Annotated in this window: 8 protein-coding genes; 4 read left to right on the forward strand and 4 right to left on the reverse strand. The window is 64.8% G+C overall.

What is annotated here, in order from left to right; all coding sequences use genetic code 11:
- Nucleotides 1-3: 3 nt before the first annotated feature.
- The 3 genes from QSV36_RS13430 to QSV36_RS13440 are packed head-to-tail and all read right to left on the reverse strand — an operon-like array spanning nucleotide 4 to nucleotide 2688.
- Nucleotides 4-798, reverse strand: a complete 795-nt coding sequence (locus QSV36_RS13430) for an ABC transporter permease (RefSeq protein WP_289132260.1) — start codon at nucleotides 796-798, stop codon at nucleotides 4-6.
- 4 nt (nucleotides 799-802) lie between these two features.
- Nucleotides 803-1672: an ABC transporter permease gene (locus tag QSV36_RS13435; protein ID WP_289132263.1), complete on the reverse strand. Its 870-nt coding sequence runs from the start codon at nucleotides 1670-1672 to the stop codon at nucleotides 803-805.
- The gene (locus QSV36_RS13440) at nucleotides 1669-2688 is read right to left on the reverse strand and encodes an ABC transporter ATP-binding protein (RefSeq protein WP_289132266.1); all 1020 of its coding nucleotides are present in this window, start codon (nucleotides 2686-2688) and stop codon (nucleotides 1669-1671) included. Before QSV36_RS13440 ends, QSV36_RS13435 begins: the two co-directional genes overlap by 4 nt.
- A gap of 250 nt (nucleotides 2689-2938) precedes the next feature.
- Here QSV36_RS13440 and QSV36_RS13445 point away from each other — a divergent pair, with 250 nt between their 5' ends.
- Entirely contained in the window at nucleotides 2939-3766 is an 828-nt protein-coding gene (locus QSV36_RS13445) for an IclR family transcriptional regulator (RefSeq protein WP_289132268.1), read from the forward strand.
- 115 nt (nucleotides 3767-3881) lie between these two features.
- On the opposite strand, the gene QSV36_RS13450 is transcribed toward QSV36_RS13445, so the two are convergent.
- Entirely contained in the window at nucleotides 3882-5735 is a 1854-nt protein-coding gene (locus QSV36_RS13450; protein WP_289132269.1) for an ABC transporter ATP-binding protein, read from the reverse strand.
- Nucleotides 5736-6111: 376 nt separating this feature from the next.
- On the opposite strand from QSV36_RS13450, the gene katG reads away from it, so the two are divergent.
- The 3 genes from katG (at nucleotide 6112) to QSV36_RS13465 (ending at nucleotide 12478) form a co-directional block, all read left to right on the forward strand.
- Nucleotides 6112-8370 (forward strand): catalase/peroxidase HPI, encoded by a 2259-nt coding sequence (gene katG, locus QSV36_RS13455; RefSeq protein WP_289132271.1) that lies wholly within the window; start codon nucleotides 6112-6114, stop codon nucleotides 8368-8370.
- A 112-nt stretch (nucleotides 8371-8482) separates the two neighbouring features.
- Nucleotides 8483-9811, forward strand: a complete 1329-nt coding sequence (pssA, locus tag QSV36_RS13460; RefSeq protein WP_289132273.1) for a CDP-diacylglycerol--serine O-phosphatidyltransferase — start codon at nucleotides 8483-8485, stop codon at nucleotides 9809-9811.
- 117 nt (nucleotides 9812-9928) lie between these two features.
- The gene (locus QSV36_RS13465) at nucleotides 9929-12478 is read left to right on the forward strand and encodes a bifunctional diguanylate cyclase/phosphodiesterase (protein WP_289132276.1); all 2550 of its coding nucleotides are present in this window, start codon (nucleotides 9929-9931) and stop codon (nucleotides 12476-12478) included.
- Nucleotide 12479: the final 1 nt, after the last annotated feature.

Genomic DNA, 12479 nt, shown 5'->3' on the forward strand with positions numbered 1-12479 from the left:
TTGTCATTGCTTGCCCACCAGCACGCGGTCCAGGCCGTACACCCGGTCCAGGGCGACCATGGTCAGCGCGGTGACGGCGATGACCAGTGCCGAAACGGCGGCCATCATCGGGTCGATGGATTCGGTGGCGTACACATACATGCGCACTGGCAGGGTCTGGGTGGCGGGCGAGGTGACGAAGATCGACAGCGTGACTTCGTCGAAACTGTTGATGAATGCCAACAGCCAGCCGCCGGCCACGCCGGGCAGGATCATCGGCAGGGTGACCTTGCAGAACAGCGTGGCGCGACCGGCCCCCAGGCTTTGCGCGGCCTGTTCGGCACTGCGGTCGATACCGATGGCGGCGGCCAGTACCAGGCGCAGCACGTAGGGCGTGATCACTACCACATGGGCGAATACCAGCCAGGCGAAGCTGCCATTGACCCCCAGCAGGGCGAACAGCCGCAGCAGGGCCACACCCAGCACCAGGTGCGGGATGATGATCGGCGACAGCAGCAGGCCATTGAGCCAACCCTGGCCGGGGAAGCTGTAGCGGGTGAGCGCCAGGCCCGCCGGTACGGCGATAAGGGTGGCCAGCGAAGCCGCCAGCGCCGCCAGCTTCAGGCTGTTGTAGAACGCATCGAGGAAATCGGCACGTTCGAAAACGGCGCGGAACCAGCGCAGCGAAAAACCGGCTGTAGGCAGGCTCAGGGTGTTTTCCGGGGTGAAGGCCACCAGGCACACCACCACCAGCGGGGCCAGCATGAACAGCATCACCAAGGTGTGAAAGGACAGGGCCAGCGGGCCGTTGCGGGTCATGGCTTCAGACTCCAAGTGCACGTTTGTAGCGGCGTTCGACCAGCCGGTTCCAGCTGAGCATCACCAGCAGGTTTATCAGCAGCAGGGCCACGGCGAGGGTGGCCCCCATCGGCCAGTTCAGTTCGGCCAGGTACTGGTCGTAGATCATGGTCGCGACCATCTTCAGCCGGCGCCCGCCGAGCAGGCCGGGGATGGCAAACGAACTGGCGGCCAGGCCGAACACGATCAGCGTGCCCGACAGCACGCCGGGCATGATCTGTGGCAGCACGATGCGACGGAACACCGTCCACTGGCTGGCGCCCAGCGACAGCGCGGCTTGCTCGGCAGCCGGGTCGAGCTTCTGCAGCGAGGTCCACACCGGGATGATCATGAACGGCAGCATCACGTGGACCAGGCCGATGATCACCGCGAACGGGGTGTACAACAGCTTCACCGGCTGCCCGCCCAAGGCGCTGAGGCCCTGGTTGACCAGGCCATCGGCACCCAGCAGCAGGCTCCAGCCAAAGGCCCGCACCACGACCGAAATCAGCAGCGGCGTCAGCACCAGAATGAGGAAGATCGAGCGCCACGGCGGGCCCATGCGGCTGAGCACCAGCGCCTCGGGAATGCCGATCAGTACGCACAACAGGGTGACCAGGGCGCTGATCCACAACGTGCGGAAGAAGATCTGGTAGTAGTAGGTGTCAGTTACCAGGCTCAGGTAGTGGCCCAGGGTGTACTGGCCGGCCTGGATGCCGCTGGTGTAGTCGAAGGCATTGAACGACAGCAGTACGGTCAGCCCCAGTGGCACCACCAGCAAGGCCAGGAACAACAGCAGGGCCGGGCTGCTCAAGCCGTAGCCCCAGGCGCTGCTGCGCAGCTTGGCCGCGCTCATGCTGCCACCTCGTCGCAGTGCAGCACGCGCAGCAGGGCGTCGTTCCAGTCCAGGCCGACCTGGGTCCCTTCAGCCAGTGGCATGCTGCCATCGTTGGCACGCACCACGGCCAGGTTGCCCAGGGCGGTGTCGACGCGGTACAGCCACTGGCTGCCGAGGAAGTAGCGGCAACTGATGCAGCCGGCGAGCTTGCCGCTGCCGAGCAGGCCGAGGCTGATCTTTTCCGGGCGCAGGCTGAGGGTCAATGGGCCCTGGGCCTGCGCCTGCGGTTGCCCGCCAGGGCCGGTCACGCCACGCAGGCGGTTGGCCTTGCCGACAAAATCGGAGATGAATGGCGTGCCAGGGTGCTCGTAAAGGCGGTAAGGCTCGTCCACCTGGGTGATGCGCCCGGCCTCCATCACCACCACCCGGTCGCTGATCGACAAGGCCTCGGCCTGGTCGTGGGTGACCATCAAGGTGGTGATGCCGACCTCGTTCTGGATGCGGCAGATCTCGAACTGCATTTCTTCGCGCAGGTGCGCGTCCAGGTTGGACAGCGGTTCGTCCAGCAGCAGCACTGGCGGCTCGATCACCAATGCGCGGGCCAGGGCGACGCGCTGACGCTGGCCGCCAGAGAGTTCGCGTGGGTAACGCCCGGCCTGCTGCTGCAAGCGTACCAGCGCCAGGGCCTGGTCGACGCGACGGGCGATGTCGGCATTGGCCACCTTGCGCATGCGCAGGCCGAAGGCGACGTTGTCACGCACGGTCATGTGCGGGAACAGCGCGTAGCTCTGGAATACCACCCCGAGGCCGCGGCTGGCCGGCTTGGCATGGGTGATGTCGCGGCCATCGAGTACGATGCGGCCGCTGGTGACCTCGACGAAGCCGGCAATCATTTGCAGGGTGGTGGTCTTGCCGCAGCCTGAAGGGCCAAGCAGGGAAACGAACTCGCCTTTGTCGATGGCCAGTGACGAACTGGCCACTGCCTCCGTGGCGCCATAGCGCTTGCAAAGCTTGTCGATCAACAGAAAGGTCATGGCTGTGCTCCATCGCAAACGGAACCGGGGTCAACCGGCAGTTTCAGGGTGGGCAGAGCGCCAGCGGCGAAAAGCAAGGCTTTTACGGACGTTGGCGCTCGCGGCAGTGGCGGCGGCCGATGTTGTGATATCGCCCTATGGACCGGAGAGTAGGGCACTGATTAGGATGGCGACAAAGGGTAATTTCACTGAGTGACAGCTATTTTGAAATTATTCCACTGAATGAAATTGCCTAGGGGTTTAAGGGAAAATGGATTCCGATAAGCGAAATACGCAAGGCAAGGAAGTTGGCGTCAGTGCGGTCTCCCGTTTGTTCGCCGTGCTGCGCGCGCTGGGTGACTGTGGCGGCGAGGGCGAGAAGGTCAGCCAACTCGCGCAGCGGCTCGGCCTGGCACAGCCGACCACGCACCGCTTGCTGCGCAGCCTGATCGAAGAGGGCATGGTCGACCAGTGCGCAACCAGCAAGCGCTACCGTCTGAGCCTGGAATTCTTCGCCCTGGCGGCCAAGGCCGGGCAGGCCGGCAACCTGCGCGACGTAGTGCGCCCCAGCCTGTTGCGGCTGTCGGCCTCGCTGGGCGACTCGCTGTTCCTGCTGGCGCGTTCGGGGTTCGATGCGGTGTGCCTGGACCGCAGCGAGGGGCCGTACCCGATTCGGACTTTCACCGGGGATATCGGCGGCCGTGTGGCGTTAGGGGTGGGGCAGGGTAGCCTGGCGATCCTGGCCTTCCTGCCGGAGGAGGAGCGTGACGAGGTGATCCGTTACAACCTGCCGCGGCTGAAGGATTTCCACCATTACGACGAAGTCATGCTGCGTGCCGAAATCGACAACGTGCGCAGCCTTGGTTATGCCGGGCGCAATACCGGCGTACTGGATGGCATGGCCGGCCTGGCGGTGCCGATTCTCGACCGCAATGGCCATGCCGTGGCGGCCCTGAGCGTGGCGACCATCAGTGACCGCCTGGGCCCCAACCGCATGCCGACCGTGGTGGCACTGCTCAAGCGCGAGGCGGCAGCCATAGGCGAGCGGGTCAACCCGTTCGACCCGGTGCTGCGCCGGCCTTCGCATGTGTTTGGTTAGGCTGCGGTTCCAGCATAGGGTGCCATACAGCGCGTCGCCTGCTTCGCGGATAAATCCGCTCCTACAGGCGCCGTACCTTTAGGGGCGGCGCCACCGGCACAGCCGGTGCCATGTGCTATTCCACCGCCTCGGCCACGCCCTGGTCCTCGCCCAGGAACCCGCCGCTCTGGTGCTGCCACAACCGTGCATACGTGCCGTTCTTCGCCAGCAACTGCGCATGGGTACCTTGCTCGATGATGCGCCCTTCATCCATGACGATCAGCCGGTCCATGGCAGCAATGGTCGACAAGCGGTGGGCAATGGCAATGACGGTCTTGCCCTGCATCATTTCGTCCAGGCTTTCCTGGATGGCCACTTCCACTTCCGAGTCCAGCGCGCTGGTGGCTTCGTCCAGCAGCAGGATCGGCGCGTTCTTCAGCATCACCCGGGCAATTGCGATGCGCTGGCGCTGGCCGCCGGACAGCTTGATGCCGCGCTCGCCCACCAGCGTGTCGTAACCGCTGTTGCCCTGGCGGTCGCTGAGCTGGCTGATGAAACCATCGGCCTGCGCATTCACCGCGGCAGCGCGGATCTGCGCTTCGCTCGCATCGGGGCGGCCATAGGCGATGTTGTCGCGAATCGAGCGGTGCAGCAGCGAGGTGTCCTGGGTGACCATGCCGATGGCGCTGCGCAGGCTGTCCTGGGTGACCCGCGCGATGTTCTGCCCGTCGATGCGAATTTCGCCACTGTCCACGTCATAGAAGCGCAGCAGCAGGTTGATCAGCGTGGATTTGCCCGCGCCGGAGCGGCCGACCAGGCCGACCTTCTCACCCGGGTGGATGTGCAGGCTCAGGTCGTTGAGTACCTGGCGCTCGCCGTTGTAGTTGAAGCTGACCTTGTCGAAGGTCACCGCGCCGCCGCGGGTCACTAGCTCGCCGGCATCCGGCGCGTCCTGCACCTTGGGGCCGCGGGTCAGGGTGGCCATGCCGTCCTGCACGGTGCCGATGTTCTCGAACAGCGAGGTCATCTGCCACATGATCCAGTGCGACATGCCGTTGATGCGCAAGGCCATGGCGGTGATGGCCGCCACCGCGCCGGTGCCGACCTGGTCCTGGTGCCAGAGCCACAGGGCATAGCCGCCGGCCCCCAGGATCAGCCCCACCACCAGCGCCTGGTTGACGATTTCGAACTGGCTGACCAGGCGCATCTGGCGAAAGCCGGTGTGCTTGAAATCTTCCATGGCGGCACGCGCGAAGTGCGCTTCCCGTTTGGAATGCGAGAACAGCTTGACCGTGGTGATGTTGGTGTAGGCGTCCGACACCCGCCCGGTCATCGACGACCGCGCATGGGCCTGCTCCTGCCCGACCTTGCCCAGGCGCGGCACGAAATACAGCATGGCCAGCCCGAACAGCAGCACCCAGGCAATGAACGGCAGCATCAGCTTCAGGGCAAAGCCACCGGCCAGGGCGATGATCGCGATGAAGTACACGCCGATGCCGGGCAGGATCTCGATGACGGTAAACAGCACTTCACGCACCGCCAGCGCCGTCTGCATCACCTTGGTGGTGACCCGGCCGGAGAACTCGTCGGAAAAGAACGACAGGCTCTGGCGCAGCATCAGCCGGTGGAAATCCCAGCGCAGGCGCAACGGCAAGTTGATCGCCAGTACCTGGTGCTGGACCATTGTGCGCAGTGCCACCAGCCCGACGCTGGTCAGCAGGACGATGCCGATCCCCCACAATACGTGGCTTTCCTGCGGGCTTGCGGCATCGCCGGCCTGCCAGGCCGCAAGCAGGTCGACCACCTGGCCGAGGAAGGCGAACAGCCAGGCTTCGTAGATCGACACTGCGGCACTGAGCAAGGCAAGTGCCAGAATGTAGCCGCGCGCGCCGCGGGTGCAGGCCCACATGAAGCGCAGCAGGCCCACCGGTGGCGGTGGTACCTCGTCGGGGGGGAAGGGGTCGAGCCATCGCTCAAAAATACGCAGCATGCTTGTCTCCGGAAATCAGCTTTGCCCTGGCCGCTAACCATACAGAACACGTAGTGCTTCGGGGGTTCGAGTTGCCAGGCCGGCTCCTTGTGGCGCGGAGCCGGCGAACCTGCCGGTTGACAGAGCCAGCCTATCAGCCCCTAACAGTCACTCTATTAGATCTCTGTCCAGGCTCGGCTAGTCTTTTCTCTGGCTTGGCCAATTGCGCGAGCGGGCGCTGTGTCAGCACTTGCGTGCAAGACCGCCGGCGCTTGCCGTGGCAGTTTCGCAGGCCCTCGTACAGACCTGATGAGGGGTAGCACGGGCGCACGCGCTCGGCTGAACGAACACCTGGCACAGACCGGAATCTGGATAAACGACCCGAAGGTACACGCAGATGTCGAACGCATCGAAATGCCCGTTCCATCAAACCGCAGGTGGCGGCACCACCAACCGTGACTGGTGGCCTGACCAGCTCAACCTGAGAATTCTTCACCAGCATTCCTCCAAGTCCGACCCGATGGACCCGGGTTTCGATTATGCCAAGGCGTTCAAAAGCCTCGACTTCCAGGCCCTGAAGCAAGACCTGACCGCTCTGATGACCGATTCCCAGGACTGGTGGCCCGCCGACTTCGGCCATTATGGGCCGCTGTTCATCCGCATGGCCTGGCACAGCGCGGGTACCTACCGCATCGGCGATGGCCGGGGTGGTGCTGGTTCGGGTCAGCAGCGCTTCGCCCCGCTCAACAGCTGGCCGGACAACGTCAGCCTGGACAAGGCCCGGCGCCTGCTGTGGCCGATCAAGCAAAAGTACGGCAACAAGATTTCCTGGGCTGACCTGATCGTGCTCACCGGTAACGTCGCCCTTGAATCCATGGGCTTCAAGACCTTCGGCTTTTCCGGCGGCCGCGCTGATGTGTGGGAGCCGGACGAGGATGTGTACTGGGGTTCGGAAAAAGTCTGGCTGGGCGGCGACATTCGTTATGGTAATGAACAGGTCAAGGCCCAGGCGCCGGGCCAGGGTGACCTGGTCGCCGAGCCAGCGAAGCACCCGGAGGAGCAAAGCCGTGCGCTGGGTGGCGAACGCAACCTGGAAAACCCGTTGGCGGCGGTGCAGATGGGCCTGATCTACGTGAACCCGGAGGGCCCGGACGGTAACCCCGACCCGGTCGCCTCAGGCCGGGATATTCGCGAAACCTTCGGCCGCATGGCCATGAACGATGAAGAAACCGTGGCCCTGATCGCCGGCGGGCATGCCTTCGGCAAGACCCATGGCGCCGGCCCTGCCGACAATGTCGGTGCCGAGCCGGAAGCGGCCGGCCTGGAACTGCAAGGCCTGGGCTGGGCCAACCGCTTCGGTACGGGTAAAGGCGCAGATACCATCACCAGCGGTCTGGAAGTTACCTGGACCTCGACCCCCACCCGCTGGAGCAACGAGTACCTCAACAACCTGTTCAACTTCGAATGGGAACTGACCAAGAGCCCGGCAGGCGCACACCAGTGGCGGCCGAAAGACGGCAAAGGGGCAGGCACCGTTCCGGATGCCCACGACCCGGGCAAGCGCCACGCGCCGTCCATGCTCACCTCCGACCTGGCGCTGCGCTTCGACCCGATCTACGAGCCGATCGCCCGCCGCTTCAAGGACAACCCCGAACAGCTGGCGGACGCTTTCGCCCGCGCCTGGTACAAACTGATTCACCGCGACATGGGGCCGCTGGCGCGCTACCTGGGCCCGGAAATGCCCGACGAAGAGCTGCTGTGGCAAGACCCGATTCCCAAAGTCGACCAGCCGTTGGTGGGCGAGCAGGACATTGCGGCGCTCAAGACCCAGGTGCTGGCCGCCGGCCTGAGCGTTGGCGAGTTGGTGGCCACCGCCTGGGCGGCGGCGTCGACCTTCCGCGGCTCGGACAAGCGTGGCGGGGCCAACGGGGGGCGCCTGCGCCTGGCACCGCAGAAGGACTGGCCGGCGAACCAGGGCACGGGCAAGGTGCTGGCAGCGCTGGAAAAGATCCAGGCCGAGTTCAACGCCGGCGGCAAGCAAATCTCCCTGGCCGACCTGATCGTCCTCGCCGGCACGGCTGCAGTGGAAAAGGCTGCCAGGGATGCCGGGCATGACGTGAGCGTGGCCTTCCGCCCGGGACGTGCCGATGCCTCGCAAGCGCAGACCGACGTCGAGTCGTTCGCTGTGCTGGAGCCGCTGGCCGATGGCTTCCGTAACTTCACCAAGGCCCGCTACAGCGTCAAGGCCGAGAAGCTGCTGCTGGACAAGGCCCAGCTGCTGACCCTCACCGCCCCTGAACTGACCGTGCTGATCGGCGGCCTGCGTGTGCTCGGTGCCAACCATGGCGGCAACCAGCAGGGCGTATTCACCGACAAGGTCGGCACCCTGAGCAACGATTTCTTCCGCAACCTGCTCGACATGGGCGTGGAATGGAAGGCGACCTCGGCCGACAACGAGGCATTCGAAGGCCGTGACCGCAAGACCGGGCAGGTGAAATGGAGCGCCAGCCGTGTCGACCTGGTATTCGGCTCGCATGCTCAGTTGCGGGCTTTGAGCGAGGTGTATGGCAGCAGTGATGGCGGTGACAAGTTCGTCAGGGACTTTGTGGCAGCCTGGGAGAAGGTCATGGAGCTGGACCGGTTCGACCTGAAGTAACGGTGGTGCAGCGCAGGGGCGCCTGGCGCCCCTTTCGCGCAGCGCTGGACCATTGCGCCGTTCCTGTGCAAGCTGATGCATGACAGTGATTGCACAGAGAAGGTAACCGTCAGTGACCCCCGAAACCCTGTTGGCAGGTTTGCCAGGCTACGCCCTGGCGCCTGAGTCGATCCAGGTATTGGCCGATGCCAAGGCCTATCACGCTTGCCTGCTCGAGCAGATCCGCACCGCGACCCGACGCATCGTCATCGTCGCGCTGTACCTGCAGCAAGACGAGGCAGGCCAGGAAGTGCTGGATGCGTTGTACCAGGCCAAGGCGGCACGGCCAGGCCTGGATATCACCATCGTGGTCGACTGGTTCCGCGCCCGGCGCGGCCTGCTGGGGGCAGGCCGCCAGCCGGGTAACGCCGCCTGGTACCAGGCCCAGCGCCAGCAGCACGGGCTGGATATCGTGATCCATGGCGTGCCGGTGCAGACCCGCGAGCTGTTCGGGGTGCTGCACCTGAAGGGCAGCATCATCGACGACTGCGTGATCTACACCGGCGCCAGCCTGAACAACGTCTACCTGCACCGCTTCGACCGCTACCGCCTGGACCGCTACCACCTGTTCCACTCGCCAGCCCTGGCCGACGCCATGGTCGACCTGGTCCGGCGCCTGTTGCACCACACCGCCACGCCGCGCCTGGACCTGCCGGCCCAGCCTTCCACCCGCAGCCTGCGCAGCGATATCCGGCGCTTGCGCGCGCGGTTGCGGCGCATGGCTTATGCAGCACCGGCCAGTGTGCCGGGGCAAGGACTGCGCGTGATCCCGCTACTGGGCGTGGGCCGTGGCAACCCGCTGAACCGGGCAGTGTGTGCCTTGCTGGCAGCGGCGCGTACCCAGGTCATCATCAGCACGCCGTATTTCAACCCGCCTCGGGTCTTGATGCGTGAACTCGATCATGCGCTGGAGCGAGGCGTGCGGGTGGAACTGATCGTCGGCGACCGTACGGCCAACGACTTCTATATCGCCCCCGGTGAACCGTTCAGTGCCAGCGGTGCCTTGCCCTATCTCTATGAAGACAACCTGCGTGCCTTCGCCCGGCGTCGCCACGCCGCGATTGCCGGCGGCCAGTTGCAGGTGCGAGTGTGGAACGACCCCGGGCATACCTTCCATGCCAAGGGGGTGTGGGTCGACCAACGCTATTCGTTGTTGACCGGCAATAACCTCAACCCCCGCGGCTTCAACCTGGACCTGGAGAACGGCCTGCTCATCGATGACCCGCACGGCGAATGGCGGGAGTCCCGGGAGGCCGAGCTGGTCGCGCTGCGCCGGCATGCGCCGCGGATCGACCCAGCGCAAGCGCTGGGGAGCAAGGCCGAGCATCCGAAGGAAGTACGCAAGCTCTTGCGTCGGCTACGCTTCAGCCGGTTGGAGCCGTTGATCAAACGGGTCCTTTGAGGTTTCGTTCGTATCTGCTGACTTCCCGGAGAACTGGCGTCCGGTCGTCGACCGGATCGATCGGCAGCCAACTGCTGACAGTCCATTCTTTGGAACACGGTAAAAGGCGCCCACTGAATGGATGCAACCTTCGGCAGTAATTCGTCACGCAGTCAGGTGGTTCGGCAGTTGACGCTGGTCTTTTCCAGCCTGCTGTTGTTGATTTTGCTGCTGGGCCTGGTTTCCTTGTACCGCATCGCCGAGTCACTGGATGCGCGCGAACGAACGCAGAGCCGGTTTCACGCCGAGTCGGCACTGGCTCAATTGCAGAAGAACGAACGCAACTACCTGGTCTCCTATGCCGTGTGGCAAGCCGCATTCGATCACTTGGCTGGCCGCGTGGACCGGCACTGGGCCTACGACGAGGATAACCTGGGCGAGACGCTCTACAGCACTGACGGCTATGAAGGGGTGTTCATCCTGGGTGACGATGGCACCCACTACGCGATGCTGGACGGGCATCTCAGCGAACAACCCTTCGAACGCTACAGCGGCAGCCGCGCCCAGGTTCTGCAACGGGCCCGGCAGGCGACGACGCAGGCGCAACAGGCGGCCTCCGGCTACCTGGTGTTCGATGGCCAGCCGGCGCTGTTCACCGCAGCGGTCATCCGCCCGTCCTCGGCCGGGCAGCCGCTGCCGGCCTCCGGCGCAGTGCTGGTCTTCGTGCGGGTGCTCAGCCCGAAGGTGCTCGGTCAACTGGGGCGCTCTGCCGGGTTGGCCGGCTTTGCCGTGGTTGCCGCAAGCCAGGTGCAGGCAGACCAGGGGCGCGTGCCGCTGGAGGACAGTGGCTACGCCCTGACCTGGCATATCGAGCAGCCGGGGACGGACCTGCTCGAGACGGTCCTGTTGCCCCTGGCCCTGGCGTTGCTGATCATCGCCCTGGTCATGCTGCTGTTCGCCCGCTATGCCATGCGTGCCACCGCCAGCATGGACCGTAGCCACCACGCGCTGGCGGCCTCGAAAGCCGCCCTGGAGTCCAGTGAAGCGCGCTTCAAGGCAGTGGCCGAGGCCGCATCGGACTGGATCTGGGAAACCGATGCGCAGCAGCGCCTGACCTATCTTTCACCGCGCTTTACCGAGCTGACCGGGCATACCCTGGAGCGCTGGCTGCAACGCCCCATCAGCGACCTGTTCGATTGTGACACCGGCCAGGTCGAGACCTGGCTGCACAGCCTCGCCGGCAGCGATTCGACCGGCAGCCTGCGTTGCCAGTACCGGGATCATCAGGAGCAACGCCGGGAGTGCCGGATCGCTGCCAAGGCCATCATCGAACACAAGACCTGCCGGGGTTTCCGCGGTACCTGCACGGACATCACCGACGAAGTGGCGGCCCATGCGCAGGTCCAGCACCTGTCGCTGCACGATGCGCTCACCGGCCTGCCCAACCGCAACAAGCTGTTCCGCTTCCTGGATGATGCCAGGGGCGGGGAGCAGGCGTTGCTGATGCTCGACCTGGACAATTTCAAGCCGATCAACGACAGCCTCGGCCACCCGGCCGGGGACGCCGTGCTGATCGAAGTGGCCCGCAGGCTGGGCCAGGTGACCCGCGACACCGACCTGGTGGCTCGCCTGGGCGGCGACGAGTTCGTCATCGTGCTGGCCCGGCCGGGCAGACACGATGAAGTGGACCGCTTTTGCGCGCGGGTCATCGAAACCCTCAAGCGCCCGATCACCTTCGAGCAACACAAGGTCCAGGTCGGGGTCAGCCTCGGAGTGGTGTTGTCCGCAGAATATCCCGGCTCCGCCAGTGACCTGATCCGTTATGCCGATGTCGCCTTGTACAGCGCGAAGCAGGCCGGCAAGCATACCTGGCGCTACTTCTCGGCACAGTTGAACTCGGCATTGCTGGAAAAGCGCGAGCTGGAGCGTGAATTGCGCGAAGGCATCGCCCGGGGTGAACTGCGCTTGCATTTCCAGCCGCGCTACAAGGTGGACGGTGTGACGGTGGCGTCTGCCGAGGCGCTGGTGCGCTGGCAACACCCGCGGCTTGGTTTGCTGCGGCCTGATCGCTTCATTGCCCTGGCCGAAGAGTCCGACCTGATCGTGCAACTGGGCAACTGGGTGCTTCAGGAAGCTTGCACCCTGGCGCGTGGCTGGCCGCTGGAGATCCTGGTCTCGGTCAACATGTCGCCGGCACAGTTCAGCCGCAGCGACGTGGTGCGGGACGTGGCCGACGCACTGCGGCACACCGGCCTGCCTGCCCACCGCCTGGAGCTGGAGATTACCGAGAACGTCATGCTCAATGACATAGAGGGAGCCCTGCAGACCATGAACGCGTTGAAGGAGCTGGGGGTGCGTCTGAACATGGACGACTTCGGCACGGGCTATTCTTCCCTGGGCTATCTGCGCACCTACCCGTTCGACAGCATCAAGATCGACAAGCGTTTCGTCCAGTCGCTGGGCACCAGCAGCAGTGATCGCAGCGTGGTGCAGGCTATCATCAACCTGGGCAATGCGATGGGCATGACGGTCACCGCCGAAGGCGTGGAGACCGCAGAACAGCTGGCCTTGCTTTGCGATGACCAGTGCCATGAGGTGCAGGGTTACCTGCTTAGCCGGCCGGTGGAAAACCGCGCGTTGATGCAACTGATGGGTGCCGCCGAAGGGGTAGATCGTGGCGTGTCCTGAC

Origin of the sequence: Pseudomonas sp. BCRC 81390 (assembly GCF_030341915.1) — a bacterium.
Classification (GTDB): Bacteria; Pseudomonadota; Gammaproteobacteria; order Pseudomonadales; family Pseudomonadaceae; genus Aquipseudomonas.